The sequence below is a fragment of the Burkholderia contaminans genome, from assembly GCF_029633825.1.
Lineage (GTDB): Bacteria > Pseudomonadota > Gammaproteobacteria > Burkholderiales > Burkholderiaceae > Burkholderia > Burkholderia contaminans.
In genome coordinates this window covers 1,160,011-1,175,518 of sequence record NZ_CP090641.1, presented here as the reverse complement: position 1 = coordinate 1,175,518, position 15,508 = coordinate 1,160,011, and the positions used below count along the sequence as shown (strand labels likewise).

14 protein-coding genes are annotated in these 15,508 nt (G+C 68.0%); 6 read left to right on the top strand and 8 right to left on the bottom strand.

Translation table 11 applies throughout. From position 1 onward, the window contains the following. Positions 1-2: 2 nt before the first annotated feature. The 8 genes from denD to LXE91_RS22935 form a co-directional block, all read right to left on the bottom strand. A complete protein-coding gene (denD, locus tag LXE91_RS22970) occupies positions 3-974 on the bottom strand; it encodes a D-erythronate dehydrogenase (protein WP_039346617.1) in 972 nt (323 codons plus the stop codon). A gap of 28 nt (positions 975-1,002) precedes the next feature. Next, positions 1,003-1,779 carry a 2-oxo-tetronate isomerase gene (otnI, locus tag LXE91_RS22965; protein ID WP_039346615.1) on the bottom strand — a complete coding sequence of 259 codons (777 nt, stop codon included), beginning with the start codon at positions 1,777-1,779 and terminating at the stop codon, positions 1,003-1,005. Positions 1,780-1,854: 75 nt separating this feature from the next. Next, positions 1,855-3,180: an MFS transporter gene (locus tag LXE91_RS22960; protein ID WP_039346614.1), complete on the bottom strand. Its 1,326-nt coding sequence runs from the start codon at positions 3,178-3,180 to the stop codon at positions 1,855-1,857. A 112-nt stretch (positions 3,181-3,292) separates the two neighbouring features. Then, positions 3,293-3,931, bottom strand: coding sequence for a 3-oxo-tetronate 4-phosphate decarboxylase (gene otnC / locus LXE91_RS22955; RefSeq protein WP_039346613.1), 639 nt, complete (start codon positions 3,929-3,931; stop codon positions 3,293-3,295). After that, complete coding sequence (gene otnK, locus LXE91_RS22950) at positions 3,928-5,226, bottom strand: 3-oxo-tetronate kinase (RefSeq protein ID WP_039346612.1); 1,299 nt, start codon at positions 5,224-5,226, stop codon at positions 3,928-3,930. Before otnK ends, otnC begins: the two co-directional genes overlap by 4 nt. A 19-nt stretch (positions 5,227-5,245) precedes the next feature. After that, the gene (gene ltnD / locus LXE91_RS22945; RefSeq protein ID WP_039346611.1) at positions 5,246-6,136 is read right to left on the bottom strand and encodes an L-threonate dehydrogenase; all 891 of its coding nucleotides are present in this window, start codon (positions 6,134-6,136) and stop codon (positions 5,246-5,248) included. A 70-nt stretch (positions 6,137-6,206) separates the two neighbouring features. Continuing rightward, the gene (locus LXE91_RS22940) at positions 6,207-6,911 is read right to left on the bottom strand and encodes a FadR/GntR family transcriptional regulator (protein WP_011354089.1); all 705 of its coding nucleotides are present in this window, start codon (positions 6,909-6,911) and stop codon (positions 6,207-6,209) included. Positions 6,912-7,100: 189 nt separating this feature from the next. After that, on the bottom strand, positions 7,101-8,168 hold the full coding sequence (locus LXE91_RS22935) for a GlxA family transcriptional regulator (protein ID WP_039346609.1): 1,068 nt from the start codon (positions 8,166-8,168) through the stop codon (positions 7,101-7,103). A gap of 290 nt (positions 8,169-8,458) precedes the next feature. Here LXE91_RS22935 and LXE91_RS22930 point away from each other — a divergent pair, with 290 nt between their 5' ends. From LXE91_RS22930 to LXE91_RS22905, 6 genes are read left to right on the top strand one after another with little or no spacing between them, the layout of a single operon-like run. Continuing rightward, positions 8,459-9,844: an L-serine ammonia-lyase gene (locus tag LXE91_RS22930; protein ID WP_039346607.1), complete on the top strand. Its 1,386-nt coding sequence runs from the start codon at positions 8,459-8,461 to the stop codon at positions 9,842-9,844. A gap of 16 nt (positions 9,845-9,860) precedes the next feature. Continuing rightward, positions 9,861-11,105: a sarcosine oxidase subunit beta family protein gene (locus LXE91_RS22925; protein ID WP_006480591.1), complete on the top strand. Its 1,245-nt coding sequence runs from the start codon at positions 9,861-9,863 to the stop codon at positions 11,103-11,105. 14 nt (positions 11,106-11,119) lie between these two features. After that, the gene (locus LXE91_RS22920) at positions 11,120-11,434 is read left to right on the top strand and encodes a sarcosine oxidase subunit delta (protein ID WP_039346602.1); all 315 of its coding nucleotides are present in this window, start codon (positions 11,120-11,122) and stop codon (positions 11,432-11,434) included. After that, positions 11,431-14,442 carry a sarcosine oxidase subunit alpha family protein gene (locus LXE91_RS22915; protein WP_039346599.1) on the top strand — a complete coding sequence of 1,004 codons (3,012 nt, stop codon included), beginning with the start codon at positions 11,431-11,433 and terminating at the stop codon, positions 14,440-14,442. The genes LXE91_RS22920 and LXE91_RS22915 overlap by 4 nt, the downstream gene beginning before the upstream one ends. Further along, a complete protein-coding gene (locus LXE91_RS22910; protein ID WP_039346597.1) occupies positions 14,432-15,064 on the top strand; it encodes a sarcosine oxidase subunit gamma in 633 nt (210 codons plus the stop codon). Before LXE91_RS22915 ends, LXE91_RS22910 begins: the two co-directional genes overlap by 11 nt. Further along, positions 15,061-15,501, top strand: coding sequence for a dihydroneopterin aldolase (locus tag LXE91_RS22905; RefSeq protein WP_039346594.1), 441 nt, complete (start codon positions 15,061-15,063; stop codon positions 15,499-15,501). The genes LXE91_RS22910 and LXE91_RS22905 overlap by 4 nt, the downstream gene beginning before the upstream one ends. Positions 15,502-15,508 lie beyond the last annotated feature (7 nt).

The window sequence follows — 15,508 nt, the reverse complement described above, 5'->3', positions numbered from 1 at the left end:
AATCAGCGCCGTTCGTCGGCGAGATGGCTGCGGATCACGTCCGCGAACGACGTATCGCCCTTCAGCCCGAGCGCTTCCGCGCGCGACGTATCCCAGCGGCCCGGCCAGCTGCCGACGATCTTCTCGACGCGCTCGTCCGGCACATGGCGGATCAGCTTCACGACTTCGTCGCCCGCGACTTCGCGCAGCGCCGCGATCATTTCGTCGACCGATACCGACAGGCCGGGCAGATTGATCACCCGCTTGTTGCCGAGCTTCGCGCCGTCGATCTCGCAGCCCGCGACGAGCGCTTCGATCGCCCCGCGCGGCGACAACAGCCACAGCCGCGTCGAACCCGGCACCGGGCACACGCTTTCCTCGCCGTTCAGCGGCTCGCGGATGATGCCGCTCGCGAACGACGACGCAGCCGCATTCGGGCGGCCCGGCCGCACGCTGATCGTCGGCAGCCGCAGCACGCGGCCGTCGACGAAGCCGCGCCGCGCGTAGTCGCACAGCAGCAGCTCGGCGATCGCCTTCTCGGCGCCGTACGACGATTGCGGGTTCAGCGCGGTGTCGTCCTGCACGACGTCCGGCAGCGTGCCGCCATAGACCGCGACGGAGCTCGTGAACACGACGCGCGGCCGATGGCCACGCGCGCGGCACACTTCGAGCAGCGTACGCGACGCGTCGAGATTGATCCGCATGCCGAGGTCGAAATCGGCTTCGGCCTGCCCGCTGACGATCGCCGCGAGGTGGAAGATCGCGCCCGTTTGCGTGTCGATCGCGCTGTCGAGCACCGCGCGGTCGGCGATGTCGCCGACGATCGGCGTCACGCGCGCGTCGCCGAAATCGCTGCCGGCGACGACGTCGAGCAGGACCAGCTCGTCGATCTTCTCGCTGCGGCCGTCGGGGCCGGTCAGTTCGCCGCGCTCGAGCAGCTTGCGCGCGAGACGCTGGCCGAGAAAGCCGGCGCCGCCGGTGATCAGTACTTTCATGTTCTTTACCCTCGGAAGAATGCGGGAATTACAGGTACGCCTTGAGCCAGCCGAGCCCTTCGGACGTGCCGGCCTTCGGGCGGTACTCGCAGCCGATCCAGCCGTCGTAGCCGAGCGCGTCGATCAGCGCGAACAGGTACGGGTAGTTGAGTTCGCCGATATCCGGTTCGTGGCGCTCGGGCACGCCCGCGATCTGGATATGGCCGATGCCCGCGAAATCGCGCTTGAGCTTCATCGCGAGATCGCCCTCGACGATCTGGCAGTGGTAGCAGTCGAACTGCACCTTCAGGTTCGGCGCGCCGACTTCCGCGCAGATCGCCTGCGCGTCGTCCTGGCGGCTCAGGAAATAGCCGGGCATGTCGCGCTGGTTGATCGGCTCGATCAGGATCGTGATGCCGTGCGCGGCGGCGGCCTGGGTCGCGTGCCGCAGGTTCGCCAGGTAGGTGTCGCGATGGCGTGCACGGTCGGCGCCCGGCGGCACCATGCCGGCCATCACGTGCAGCTTCCTGTTGCCGAGCACGCGTGCATAGTCGAGCGCCAGGTCAATGCCGCGCCGGAACTCGTCCTCGCGGCCCGGCAGCGATGCGGTGCCGCGTTCGCCCGCGGCCCAGTCGCCGGGCGGCGCGTTGAACAGCGCCTGTTCGAGGCCGTGCGCGTCGAGGCGCGCGCGGATGTCCTCGGCGGCGAAGTCGTACGGGAACAGGTACTCGACGGCCTTGAAGCCGTCGTACGCGGCAGCGGCGAAGCGTTCGAGGAACGCGTGCTCGGTGTACATCATCGAGAGGTTGGCGGCGAAGCGTGGCATGGCAGCGGGTCCTGTGAATGAATGGGGCGGGGCGCCGCGCGCCCCGCGTCGAATGATGAATCGGCCAGCGCCGGATCAGCGGTTCACGAGTTTCGCGGGCGTGAGCCACACGGCGATCGCGCCGATCACGAGCATCGCGGCGAGCACGTACATGCCGGACGCCGTGCTGTGCGTGACGTCCTTCAGGTAGCCGATCACGTACGGGCTCGCGAACCCGGCGAGGTTGCCGACCGAGTTGATGATCGCGATCCCGGCCGCGGCCGCGGAGCCCGCGAGGAACGCGGTCGGCAGCGACCAGAACAGCGGCGCGCAGGTCAGCACGCCGCCCGCCGCGAGCGACAGGAACACGATCGACACCGCCGTATTGTGCGAGTACGACGCGGCGACCGCAAACCCGAGCGCGCCCATCAGCGCGGGCACGATCAGGTGCCAGCGGCGTTCGCGGCGCTTGTCCGCGCTGTGGCCGAACAGGTTCATCACGACGATCGCGACGACGAACGGAATGGCCGACAGCAGGCCGATCTGCAGCGTATCGGTGATGCCGGTCGACTTGACGAGCGTCGGCATCCAGAACGTGAGGCCGTACTGGCCCGTGACGAAAGCGAAGTAGATCAGCGACATCCACCACATGCGCGGGTCCGCGAACACGGCCTTCAGCGAATGGCCGTGCTTCTGCTGTTCCTGCGGCTGCGCGGCGATCTCGTCCTCCAGCAGCTGCTTCTCGCGCTCGTCGAGCCACTTCGCGCCGCGGATGCTGTTGTCGAGATACAGGATCGTCGCGATCCCGACGAGCACGGCCGGCACGGCCTCGATCATGAACATCCATTGCCAGCCGTGGAAGCCCGAGCCGCCGTGAAAGCGCTCCATGATCCAGCCCGACAGCGGGTTGCCGAAGATGCCCGACACGGGAATCGCGGACATGAACACCGCGATGATCTTCGCGCGGCGATGCGACGGGAACCAGTACGTGAGGTACAGGATCACGCCGGGATAGAAGCCGGCTTCCGCGAGGCCGAGCAGGAAGCGCAGCACGTAGAACTGCGTTGGCGTCTGCACGAACGCGAACAGCGCGGACAGCAGGCCCCACGTGATCATGATCCGCGCGATCCAGATGCGCGCGCCGATGCGGTGCATCAGCAGGTTGCTTGGCAGTTCGAACAGAAAATAGCCCAGGAAGAAAATGCCGGCGCCGAGCCCGAACACCGTTTCGCTGAACGCGAGATCCTGCGACATCTGCAGCTTCGCGAAGCCGACGTTCACGCGGTCGAGATACGCGACCACGTAGCAGAGCATCAGGAACGGCACGATGCGCCAGAACACTTTCTTGTAGGTGCGGTCGAGTTCCGCGGCATGGGCGGGCGCGGCGGGCGAGCGGCCAGCGGCCGCGTCGAGAGCAGTCATCGTCGTCTCCAATGATGTCGTGTGCCGGCGGCGCGTACGTCGCCGGTCGTGTGTGTGCTGACGGAAGGGCCCGCGCACACGGCGGGCATGGGAATCGTTGCGTGGCGTGCCGCTACCAGCGCGCGCCGAAGCTGGTGCGCAGTTCGTCGAGCGCGGCGTCGTCGAGCGGCTCGGGTTTCGGGTGCGTCATCAGCCACAGCCGCGCCGTTTCCTCGAGTTCCTCGAGCGCATACGACGCGTGCGATACCGACGCTCCCCACATCACCGGGCCGAGGCGCTCGAGCAGCACGCCGCGCACCTGGTCGGCGAGCGCCGCGACTTCGGCCGCGACGCCCGGATCGCCGGGGCGGCGGTAGCGGATCAGCGGAATGTGGCCGACCTTCATCACGTAGTACGGCGTGATCGGCGGCAGCACGTCGGTGTCGCGCCACACGCCCGCGAGCGTCAGCGCGACGAGGTGCGTCGAATGCGTGTGGACGACGCCGTTCGCTTCGGCATTGCGTGCGTAGATGCCGCGATGCAGCGCGAGTGTCTTCGACGGCTTGCCGCCCGATACGGGCTGGCCGTCCGCGCCGACCTTCGCGATGTCGTTCGGGTCGAGCCGGCCGAGGCAGGCGTCGGTCGGCGTGATCAGCCAGCCGTCGGCGAGGCGCGCGCTGATGTTGCCGGCGCTGCCGACCGCATGGCCGCGCGCATACAGGCTCGCGCCGACCATGCAGATCTCTTCGCGCAGTTTCGCTTCGTCGCTCATCGTGCGGCTCCGTCCAGCGCGCGCAGCGCCTTGTCGAAAAAGTCCGTGGTGCCGAAGTTGCCGGACTTCAGCGCGAGGCCGAGCGGCTGCGCGTCGATGGTGGCCGTCGCCGGCACGCCCGGATCGATCTGCGCGCCGATCTGCAGCGACTTCACGTCGAGCGCCTGCACCACCGCGCCGGACGTTTCGCCGCCGGCCACGACGAACTTGCGCACGCCGAGGTCACGCAGCCCGCGCGCGATCGCCGCGAGCGTGGCTTCGACGAGATGGCCGGCCGCGTCGACGCCGAGCGCCTGCTGCACGGCCTTCACTTCGTCGGGCGTCGCGGTTGCATAGATCAGCACGGGTTGCGGCAGGTGCGAGCGCGCGAACGCGAGTGCTTGCTCGACGACAGGTTCGCCGCGCGAGGCCGCGAGCGGATCGATGCGGAAGCTTGGCCGCGTGGCGCGCCATGCGGCGACCTGCGCATGGGTGGCCTTCGACGCGCTGCCGGCGAGCACGGCCGACAGGCCGTCGATGCGCGGCAGCGACGCCGCGTTGTCGCGCTCGGGCAGTTGCTCCGCGCGGCGGAAATTCGCGGGCAGGCCGAGCGCGATGCCCGAGCCGCCGGTGACGAGCGGCAGGCCCGCGCACGCTTCGCCGAGCACGTAGAGGTCGCGGTCCGACAGCGCGTCGGCGATTGCGAAGCGCGCGCCTTCCGCGCGCAGTTGCTCGATCCGCGTGCGCACGGCGGCCGCGCCCAGCGCGATCGTGTCGTAGCGGATCAGGCCGACCGGCGACTTCGTCTGCCGCTGCAGCACGCGCACGAGGTTCGCGTCCTTCATCGGCGTGAGCGGATGATGCTCCATCCCCGATTCGTTCAGCAGCACATCGCCGACGAACAGGTGGCCGCGATAGATCGTGCGGCCGTTCTCGGGGAACGCCGGGCAGGCGATCGTGAAGCCGCCGCCGGCCGCATCGAGCAGCGCATCGGCGACGGGCCCGATGTTGCCTGCGTCGGTCGAATCGAACGTCGAGCAGTACTTGAAGAAAAACTGCCGGCAGCCTTGCGCGCGCAGCCATTCGTATGCGGCGAGCGACTGGGCGACCGCGTCGGCGGCGGGGATCGTGCGCGACTTCAGCGCGACGACGATCGCGTCGGCGTCGAGCGTGGTGTCGGCGGTGCCGTCGGCGGGCACGCCGATCGTCTGCACGGTGCGCATGCCGCTCTTCACGAGCATGTTCGCGAGATCGGTCGCGCCGGTGAAATCGTCGGCGATGCAGCCGAGCAGGGGACGGGAAGCGGAAGCGGTCATGGCGGAAGCGTCGGTCGAATCAGCGGGCGGGCGGCAGCGTGATGCCGGGGAAAGTCTTGATCACGGCGGAATCGTCCTCGCCGCCGTGGCCGGCGCTCGACGCGCTCATGAACATCTGGTGCGCGGTGGCCGACAGCGGCAGCGGGAACTTGCTGCGGCGCGCGGTATCGAGCACGATGCCGAGATCCTTCACGAAGATGTCGACGGCCGACAGCGGCGTGTAGTCGCCGTTCAGGATGTGCGGCACGCGGTTCTCGAACATCCACGAGTTGCCGGCGCTGTGCGTGATCACGTCGTACAGCGCATCCGCATCGACGCCTTCGCGCAGGCCGAGCGCCATCGCCTCGGCCGCTGCCGCGATGTGCACGCCGGCGAGCAACTGGTTGATGATCTTCACCTTCGAGCCGATGCCGTGCGCGTCGCCGAGGCGATAGACCTTGCCGGCGATCGCCGCGAGCACGTCCTCGCAGCCCGCATACGCGGCGGCCGGGCCCGACGTCATCATCGTCATCTCGCCGGAGGCCGCGCGCGCGGCGCCGCCGGATACCGGCGCGTCGAGCATCTGCAGGCCGGCGGCCTCGATGCGCGCGCCGAGCGCGACCGCGAAGTCGGGCGCGACGGTCGCGCTGGCGATCACGACGCCGCCCGGCTTCATCGCCGCGACCGCGCCGTGCTCGCCGAACAGCACCGTTTCGGTCTGCGCGGCATTGACGACGAGCGTGACGACGACGTCGCACTGCGCACCGAGTTCGGCCGGCGTCGCGCAGGCGATGCCGCCTTCGGCGGCGAACGCCTGCAGCACGGTGTCGCGCACGTCGCATGCGTGCACGCGCAGGCCGGCGCGCAGCAGCGAGCGGGCGACGCCGAGGCCCATCGCGCCGAGGCCGATGACTCCAACATTTCGTGACATGGTCAACCTTGATCGATTCGGGAGAGGTTCATGACAGCGGCGGCGCCGGTAACGGCCGCGGCCGCCGGGTTCAGCAGATACCGGCTTCCGCGAGACGGCGGGCGGCGTTGTACATGTGCGTGCGTGCCGCGTTGCGTGCGGCCATCGGGTCGCGCGCGCGGATCGCGTCGGCGATCGCCGCGTGTTCCTCGCGCACCTGGCGCGAGAAGTCCTCGCGCGTCGCTTCGTTGCGCCGCGTGACCTTCACGCCGGCTTCGAGGTACTGGTTCAGGAACTGCAGCGTCTTCAGGAAATACGGGTTGCCGGTGACGGCCGCGATCGTGCGGTGGAACGCGACGTCTTCCGCGACGCCGTCGCGCCCTTCCGCGACCGCATCGTCGATCTTGCGCAGCGCATCGTCGATGTCGGCCATGTCTTCGTCGGTGTGATTCAACGCCGCTTCGGCCGCGACCTCGGCCTCGATCGCGCGGCGCACCGCGAGCAGGTGCGGCAGCGAGGTGGCCTCGACCGCTTCCGCGTAGTCGATCCGCAGCGGCCGGATCGCGCCGTGCTGGTTCACGTACACGCCGCTGCCCTGGCGCGGCTCGACCACGCCTTCGTTCTTCAGCCGCGAGATCGCCTCGCGAATCACCGTGCGGCTCACGCCGAATTCCTGCGCGAGCACGGCCTCCGTCGGCAGCTTGCCGGTGGCGGAGAAACTGCCGACTTCGATCTGCTTGAGCAGTTGCTGCGCGACATGGTCGCTCATCGCGCGGGCGGGAATTTTCTCGAACATGGTGCTCTGGCTTGTAAGGTTATGTGGTCATCATACAAATTTGAGTGTGCGACAGCATCCGGGATAACCCTCGGTTAACGGCGTGCAACGTCGGCTAAATTAATTGGAACCGGTTCCAATTGAATCGAAACCGATGCGTTCGGGTGTCGTGTCGCGATCGGTTGGTGAAGGAGCGGGTGCCCGTTGCCGTCAGTCGGCGATGTCCTCGACGGGGTCCGCCGCGATTGCCGCGCCGGCTTCCGCCACTTCGCCGCCACGCTCCCGGTAAGTCGCCGGCGGCACGCCGAACTGCTTGCGGAATTCGCGCCCGAGGTGCGACGCATCGGCGAATCCGCAGCTCGACGCGATATCGGCCACCGTGCGGTCCGAGCTGGTCAGCAGCCACGCGGCCGTGCGCAGCCGCACCTGCTTCGCGAACACCTGCGGGCTCTTGCCCGTTTCCGCCTTGAACAGGCGCTCAAGCTGCCGCGTCGACAAATCGAGCTTGCTCGCGAGCTCGTCGAGCGACAGCGCGCGGCCGACATGCTGTTCCATCAGGAGAATCGCGCGCTTGACCTTCGGGTGCGTCGCCGGTTCGAGGCCCGGCGGATGCGGCTGCGGCGCATTGCCTTTCTGCATCTCGCCGACCAGCAGGATGCGCAGCGCCTTCTGCACGGTCGCGTGATCGAAATGGCGCAGCAGGATTGCGGCGGCGACGTCGATCGACGCGCGGCCGCCCGAACAGGTGATGCGGCGCTGGTCGATCACGAACAGCCGGTCGGCGATCAGCAGGTCGGGATCGGCGGCCGGGAAGCGCTCGATGAAATCCCAGTAGTGGAACCAGCTCACGCAGGTGCGGTAGCCGTCGAGCACGCCGGCGCGCATCAGCGTGAACACGCCGGTGCAGATGCCGACGACGGTCGCGCCGGCCGCCGCCGCGCGGCGGATGAACTCGAGCGTCTCGGGGCCCGCCTGCGGCCCCGAATGCAGCAGCCCGCCCACTACCACCACGTAGTCGAACGGCTCGGCCGCGTCGAACGTTTCCCACGGCGTGATCTGGATCCCGCAGCTCGCGCGCACCGGCGCGAGGGTCTCGCCGATCACGCTCCACGCGCAGCGCACGGGCTTGCTGTAGTCGCCGTCGTCGGCCGACAGCCGCAGCATGTCGACGAAGCCGGAGAAGGCCGTCAGCGTGAAGTTCGGCAGCAGCACGATGCCGAAGCGGATGCGCCGCGGCGCGGGTTCTGCGAGGGGGGAAGCGGGTACGTCGGTTGTCATCGCGGCCAGTCTCTTCACGCCGGGCGGGCGGTCTCACTCAGTCTGTTGATACGGGTCATGCGGGTACGGCAGTCGGGCGGGGCGGATGTAGCCAGCGTCGCTGATCGGTTCCGGCCCGACTTGTGGTTTTCCGTCGCGAACCATCGCCAAAGCGCACTTTCGGGCCCGCCGGCGTGGCGCTTGGCGGCGGTATCCCACGCCGATGCCGTTTTTGTTCTATCGGCCGATTTTACGCTTTGATGTACTGGCGCCAACGTCACTTCACGTATGTCCCACCCAGAGGAAGGCAGATGAACGTCAGCGTCTTCGACCTGTTCAAGATCGGCATCGGTCCGTCCAGTTCGCATACGGTCGGCCCGATGATCGCCGCGTGCCGCTTCGCGTCGCACGTGGAGGACGCGAACCTGCTCGGTTTCGTGCGCCGCGTGCGGGTCGAACTATACGGCTCGCTCGGCGCGACCGGCAAGGGCCACGGCACCGACAAGGCCGTGCTGCTCGGTCTCGAGGGCCACCTGCCCGACACGATCGATCCGGACCTGATCGAGCCGCGGCTCGCCGCGATCCGCACGGAGAAATCGCTGTCGCTGCTCGGCAAGCAGACCGTCCGCTTCGAGGAAAAGGAGCACATCGGCTTCTATCGCAAGCTGATGAGCGGCACGAGCATCGTGCACCCGAACGGGATGCGCTTCCAGGCCTTCGACGAGCACGGCCAGCTGCTCGTCGAGAAAGAGTATTACTCGGTCGGCGGCGGCTTCGTCGTGAACCGCGACGGCGATCGCGTGAACGGCGTGCGTGCGGCCGTCGAGGTGCCGTATCCGTTCCGCACCGGCGACGACCTGATGCGCCAGTGCCGCGAGCACGGGCTGTCGATCGCCGAGCTGATGATGCGCAACGAATGCGCGCTGCGTCCCGCCGACGAAGTGCGCGCCGGGCTGCTCGCGATCTGGCGCACGATGGCCGCGTGCGTCGAGCGCGGCTGCAAGGTCGAGGGCGACCTGCCGGGCCCGATGCGCGTGAAGCGCCGCGCGGCCGAGCTGAACGCCCGCCTGCGCGAGCGCTCGGAAGAGTCGCTGCGCGACCCGCTGTCGATGCTCGACTGGGTCAACCTGTATGCGATGGCCGTCAACGAGGAGAACGCGGCGGGCGGCCGTGTCGTCACCGCGCCGACCAACGGCGCGGCCGGCGTGATTCCCGCGGTGCTGCACTACTACGTGAAGTTCGTGCCGGGCTCGAACGAAGCCGGCATCCTCGAATTCCTGATGACGGCCGCGGCGATCGGGATCATCTACAAGGAAACCGCGTCGATCTCCGGCGCGGAAGTGGGTTGCCAGGGCGAAGTGGGCGTCGCGTGCTCGATGGCCGCCGCCGCGCTCGCCGCGGTGATGGGCGGCACGGCGACCCAAGTCGAGAACGCCGCCGAGATCGGCATGGAGCACAACCTCGGGATGACCTGCGACCCGGTGGGCGGGCTCGTGCAGATCCCGTGCATCGAGCGCAACGCGATGGGCGCGATCAAGGCGCTGAACGCGTCGCGCATGGCGCTCAAGGGTAACGGCCAGCACTACGTGTCGCTCGATTCGGTCATCAAGACGATGCGCGAGACGGGCGCCGACATGAAGACGAAATACAAGGAAACGTCGCGCGGCGGTCTGGCCGTGAACGTCATCGAATGCTAAACGAAGGATCACTCACATGAGCCGCTACTCGATATTCAGCCTGTTCCGCAACGGCCTCTCGTATCACGAGAACTGGGAAAAGCAGTGGAAGAGCCCGGAACCGAAGAAGGAATACGACGTCGTGATCGTCGGCGGCGGCGGCCACGGCCTCGCGACCGCCTACTACCTCGCGAAGGAGCACGGGATCACGAACGTCGCGATCCTCGAGAAGGGCTGGATCGGCGGCGGCAACACCGCGCGCAACACGACGATCGTCCGCTCGAACTATCTGTGGGACGAATCGGCCGCGCTGTACGAAAAGGCGATGAAGCTGTGGGAAGGGCTGTCGCAGGACCTGAACTACAACGTGATGTTCAGCCAGCGCGGCGTGATGAACCTGGCCCACACGCTGCAGGACGTGCGTGACACCGAGCGCCGCGTGAACGCGAACCGGCTGAACGGCGTCGACGCCGAATTCCTGACGCCCGCGCAGATCAAGGAAATCGAGCCGACCATCAACCTGAACAGCCGCTACCCGGTGCTCGGCGCATCGATCCAGCGCCGCGCGGGCGTGGCGCGTCACGATGCGGTGGCCTGGGGCTTCGCGCGCGGCGCGGACCGCGCGGGTGTCGACATCATCCAGAACTGCCAGGTGACGGGCATACGCCGCGAAGGCGGTGCGGTGGTCGGCGTCGACACGGTGAAGGGTTTCATCAAGGCGAAGAAGGTTGCGGTGGTCGCGGCCGGCAACACGACGACGCTCGCCGACATGGCCGGCGTGCGCCTGCCGATCGAAAGCCACCCGCTGCAGGCGCTGGTGTCCGAGCCGATCAAGCCGGTCGTCAACTCGGTGATCATGTCGAACGCGGTGCACGCGTACATCAGCCAGTCCGACAAGGGCGACCTCGTGATCGGCGCCGGTATCGACCAGTACACGGGCTTCGGCCAGCGCGGCAGCTTCCACATCATCGAAAGCACGCTGCAGGCGATCGTCGAGATGTTCCCGGTGTTCTCGCGCGTGCGGATGAACCGCCAGTGGGGCGGCATCGTCGACGTGTCGCCGGACGCCTGCCCGATCATCACCAAGACCGACGTGAAGGGCCTCTATTTCAACTGCGGCTGGGGCACCGGCGGCTTCAAGGCGACGCCCGGCTCGGGCTGGGTGTTCGCGCACACGATCGCCCGCGACGAACCGCATCCGCTGAACGCGCCGTTTGCGCTCGACCGTTTCTACACGGGCCACCTGATCGACGAGCACGGCGCCGCCGCCGTCGCGCACTGAACGAGGAGAAAAACATGTTGCTGATCGAATGTCCGTGGTGCGGGCCGCGCGCCGAATCCGAGTTCTCGTGCGGTGGTGAAGCCGACATCGTGCGCCCCGTGAACAACGAGAACATGACCGACCGTGAATGGGGCGAGTACGTGTTCATGCGCGAGAACAAGCGCGGGCTGCACAAGGAGCAATGGCTGCACACGCAGGGCTGCCGCCGCTGGTTCAAGGTGACGCGCGACACGGTGACCTACGATATCAAGGGCTACGAAAAGTTCGGTGGGGCTGCCGTCAGTGGCGCAGCTGCCGGTAACGCACACGAAGAGGGCACGAGCAAATGAGCCAGAAAGACCGCCTCGGCACCGGTGGCCGCATCAATCGCGCGATTCCGCTGACCTTCACGTTCAACGGCCGCACGTATCAGGGCTTCCAGGGCGACACGCTCGCGTCCGCGCTGCTCGCGAACGGCGTGCACTTCGTCGCGCGCAGCTTCAAGTACCACCGTCCGCGCGGGATCGTGACGGCGGACGTCGCTGAACCGAACGCTGTCGTGCAGCTCGAATCCGGCCCGTACACGGTGCCGAACGCGCGCGCGACCGAGATCGAGCTGTACCAGGGCCTCGTCGCAACGAGCGTGAACGCGGAGCCGTCGCTCGAGAACGACAAGTACGCGATCAACCAGAAGCTGTCGCGCTTCCTGCCGGCCGGCTTCTACTACAAGACGTTCATGTGGCCGCGCAACATGTGGCCGAAGTACGAAGAGAAGATCCGCGAAGCGGCCGGCCTCGGCAAGGCGCCGGAAGCGCTCGACGCCGATCGCTACGACAAGTGCTACGCGCATTGCGACGTGCTCGTGGTCGGCGGCGGCCCGTCGGGCCTCGCGGCCGCGCATGCGGCGGCTACGGCCGGCGCGCGCGTGATCCTCGTCGACGACCAGCGCGAGCTCGGCGGCAGCCTGCTGTCGTGCCGCGCGGAGATCGACGGGAAGCCCGCGCTGCAGTGGGTCGAGAAGATCGAGGCCGAGCTGCGCAAGCTGCCCGACGTGACGATCCTGTCGCGCAGCACCGCGTTCGGCTACCAGGACCACAACCTCGTGACGGTCACGCAGCGTTTGACCGATCACCTGCCGGTGTCGATGCGCAAGGGCACGCGCGAGCTGCTGTGGAAGGTCCGCGCAAAGCGCGTGATCCTCGCGACCGGCGCGCACGAGCGTCCGATCGTGTTCGGCAACAACGACCTGCCGGGCGTGATGCTCGCCGGCGCCGTGTCCACCTACGTGCATCGCTTCGGCGTGCTGCCGGGCCGCAACGCGGTCGTGTTCACGAACAACGATCGCGCGTACCAGACCGCGCTCGACCTGAAGGCGTGCGGCGCGAAGGTGACGGTCGTCGATTCGCGCGCATCGTCCAACGGCGCGCTGCCGGCCGCCGCGAAGCGGCAGGGCGTGACGGTGATGAGCGGCGCGGTCGTGACAGGCGCATCGGGCAAGTGGCGCGTATCGTCGGTCGACGTCGCGTCGCACTCGAACGGCCAGGTGGGCGGCAAGCTGCAGACGCTGCCGTGTGACCTCGTCGCGATGTCGGGCGGCTTCAGCCCGGTGCTGCACCTGTTCGCGCAGTCGGGCGGCAAGGCCTGCTGGAACGACGAGAAGGCATGCTTCCTGCCGGGCAAGCCCGTGCAGGCGGAAGCGAGCATCGGCGCCGCGGCCGGCGAGTTCGGCCTGGCCCGTGCGCTGCGGCTCGCGGTCGATGCGGGCGTGGAAGCCGCGAAGGCAGCGGGTTTCGCGGCCGAGCAGCGCGCGGTCGCGCCGCAGGTCGCGGAAACCGTCGAAGGCGCACTGCAGCCGCTGTGGCTGGTCGGCAGCCGCGAAGCCGCGGCACGCGGGCCGAAGCAGTTCGTCGACTTCCAGAACGACGTGTCGGCCGCGGACATCCTGCTGGCCGCACGCGAAGGCTTCGAGTCGGTCGAGCACGTGAAGCGCTACACGGCGATGGGCTTCGGCACCGACCAGGGCAAGCTCGGCAACATCAACGGGATGGCGATCCTCGCGGGGGCGCTCGGCAAGACGATTCCGGAAACGGGCACGACGACGTTCCGCCCGAACTACACGCCGGTGTCGTTCGGCACGTTCGCGGGCCGCGAGCTCGGCGATTTCCTCGACCCGATCCGCAAGACCTGCGTGCACGAGTGGCACGTCGAGCATGGCGCGCTGTTCGAGGACGTCGGCAACTGGAAGCGGCCGTGGTACTTCCCGAAGAACGGCGAGGATCTCCATGCGGCCGTGAAGCGCGAGTGCCTCGCGGTGCGCAACAGCGTCGGCATCCTCGACGCGTCCACGCTCGGCAAGATCGACATCCAGGGTCCGGATGCGGTGAAGCTGCTGAACTGGATGTACACGAACCCGTGGAACAAGCTCGAAGTGGGCAAGTGCCGCTACGGGCTGATGCTCGACGAGAACGGGATGGTGTTCGACGACGGCGTCACGGTGCGCCTCGCCGACCAGCATTTCATGATGACGACCACGACGGGCGGCGCGGCGCGTGTGCTCACGTGGCTCGAGCGCTGGCTGCAGACCGAATGGCCCGACATGAAGGTGCGGCTGTCGTCCGTCACCGATCACTGGGCGACGTTCGCGGTGGTCGGCCCGAAGAGCCGCAAGGTCGTGCAGAAGGTGTGCCAGGACATCGACTTCGGCAACGAGGCGTTCCCGTTCATGAGCTACCGGAACGGCACCGTCGCGGGTGCGAAGGCGCGCGTGATGCGGATCAGCTTCTCGGGCGAGCTCGCCTATGAAGTGAACGTGCCGGCGAATGCGGGCCGTGCGGTGTGGGAAGCGCTGATGGCGGCCGGTGCCGAGTTCGACATCACGCCGTACGGCACCGAGACGATGCACGTGCTGCGCGCGGAGAAGGGCTACATCATCGTCGGCCAGGATACCGACGGCTCGGTCACGCCGTACGACCTCGGGATGGGCGGCGTCGTCGCGAAGTCGAAGGACTTCCTCGGCAAGCGTTCGCTTGCGCGCTCGGATACCGCGAAGGAAGGCCGCAAGCAGTTCGTCGGCCTGCTGACCGAGGACGAACAGTTCGTGCTGCCGGAAGGCGCGCAGATCATCGCGAAGGACACGCAGGTGTCGGCGGTCGATCCGACGCCGATGATCGGCCACGTGACGTCGAGCTACTACAGCCCGATCCTGAAGCGCTCGATCGCGCTCGCGGTGGTGAAGGGCGGCCTGAACAAGATGGGCGAGAGCGTCGTGATTCCGCTGGCCAACGGCAAGCGCATCACCGCGAAGATCTCGAGCCCGGTTTTCTACGATACCGAAGGGGTGCGCCAGCATGTGGAATGAAACCAGAAACCAGTCGCAGGTGGCGGGCGCGGGCGGCGTGACGCTTGAATCGCCGTTCGTCGGCGCGGCCGACGTGCTGAAGCCGCACCAGGCGCGCGCATCGAAGAAGTTCACGCTGCGCGAGCGGCCGTTCCTCGATCTCGTCAACGTGCGCGGCGAGTTGAGCGATCCGGCGTTCGTCGCCGCGTTCGAGCGCGTGGTCGGCTGCCGGCCGCCCGCGGCGCCGAACACGGTCGCGCGCGGCGCCGAGTATGACGTGCTGTGGCTCGGCCCCGACGAGTGGCTCGTGCGCTCGAACGGGCCCGTGCCGGCCGGTGTGCTCGAAGCGAAGCTCGCGGAAGCCGTGCAGGGCACGTATGCGGCGGCCGTCGATGTCGGCAGCGGCTATACGGTCGTCGAGATCAGCGGCGAACGCGTGCGCGACGTGCTCGCACGCGGCTGCCCGCTCGATCTCCATCCGCGCGCGTTCAAGCCGGGCCAGTGCGCGCAGTCGCACTACTTCAAGTCGTCGATCGTGCTGATCCCGACGGGCGACGATGCGTTCGAGATCGTCGTACGCCGCAGCTTCGCCGACTACTTCGTGCGCATCATGCTCGACGCGGCCGCGCCGCTCGCATCATGAAGCCGTTCGACGAACCGTTCGTGGCGATCGACGCGCCGCGCCTGCGCGGGCGCGGCTGGAGCGTGTTCGTCGACGAACTGAAGGTGCCCGCGCGGATCGGCATTCATGCACACGAGCATGAAGCGCCGCAGCCGATCGTGATCGATGCAAGGCTCGGCTACCGGTGCGAACCGAGCGAGCAGGGAGAGTGGATCGATTACGACGGCTATTGCGCGCGCCTTGCCGCGTTCCTGTCGCACAAGCCGCATACGCGGCTGCTGGAGACGCTCGTCGCCGATATCGCGGTGCTGTCGTTCCGTGAGTGGCCGGCGCTGGAGTCGCTGACGCTGTCGGTGTACAAGCCGAAGATCCGGCCCGGCACGAAGCGGGTCGGCGTGTCGCTCGACTGGACGCGCGGGGATTATTTGCGGTGGACGGGGGCGGTGGGGCAGTTTTGAGGCAGTA

Coding starts and splice junctions, on each gene's coding strand:
- denD (WP_039346617.1), bottom strand. CDS start 974: ATGAAAGTACTGATCACCGGCGGCGCCGGCTTTCTCGGCCAGCGTCTC.
- otnI (WP_039346615.1), bottom strand. CDS start 1,779: ATGCCACGCTTCGCCGCCAACCTCTCGATGATGTACACCGAGCACGCG.
- LXE91_RS22960 (WP_039346614.1), bottom strand. CDS start 3,180: ATGACTGCTCTCGACGCGGCCGCTGGCCGCTCGCCCGCCGCGCCCGCC.
- otnC (WP_039346613.1), bottom strand. CDS start 3,931: ATGAGCGACGAAGCGAAACTGCGCGAAGAGATCTGCATGGTCGGCGCG.
- otnK (WP_039346612.1), bottom strand. CDS start 5,226: ATGACCGCTTCCGCTTCCCGTCCCCTGCTCGGCTGCATCGCCGACGAT.
- ltnD (WP_039346611.1), bottom strand. CDS start 6,136: ATGTCACGAAATGTTGGAGTCATCGGCCTCGGCGCGATGGGCCTCGGC.
- LXE91_RS22940 (WP_011354089.1), bottom strand. CDS start 6,911: ATGTTCGAGAAAATTCCCGCCCGCGCGATGAGCGACCATGTCGCGCAG.
- LXE91_RS22935 (WP_039346609.1), bottom strand. CDS start 8,168: ATGACAACCGACGTACCCGCTTCCCCCCTCGCAGAACCCGCGCCGCGG.
- LXE91_RS22930 (WP_039346607.1), top strand. CDS start 8,459: ATGAACGTCAGCGTCTTCGACCTGTTCAAGATCGGCATCGGTCCGTCC.
- LXE91_RS22925 (WP_006480591.1), top strand. CDS start 9,861: ATGAGCCGCTACTCGATATTCAGCCTGTTCCGCAACGGCCTCTCGTAT.
- LXE91_RS22920 (WP_039346602.1), top strand. CDS start 11,120: ATGTTGCTGATCGAATGTCCGTGGTGCGGGCCGCGCGCCGAATCCGAG.
- LXE91_RS22915 (WP_039346599.1), top strand. CDS start 11,431: ATGAGCCAGAAAGACCGCCTCGGCACCGGTGGCCGCATCAATCGCGCG.
- LXE91_RS22910 (WP_039346597.1), top strand. CDS start 14,432: ATGTGGAATGAAACCAGAAACCAGTCGCAGGTGGCGGGCGCGGGCGGC.
- LXE91_RS22905 (WP_039346594.1), top strand. CDS start 15,061: ATGAAGCCGTTCGACGAACCGTTCGTGGCGATCGACGCGCCGCGCCTG.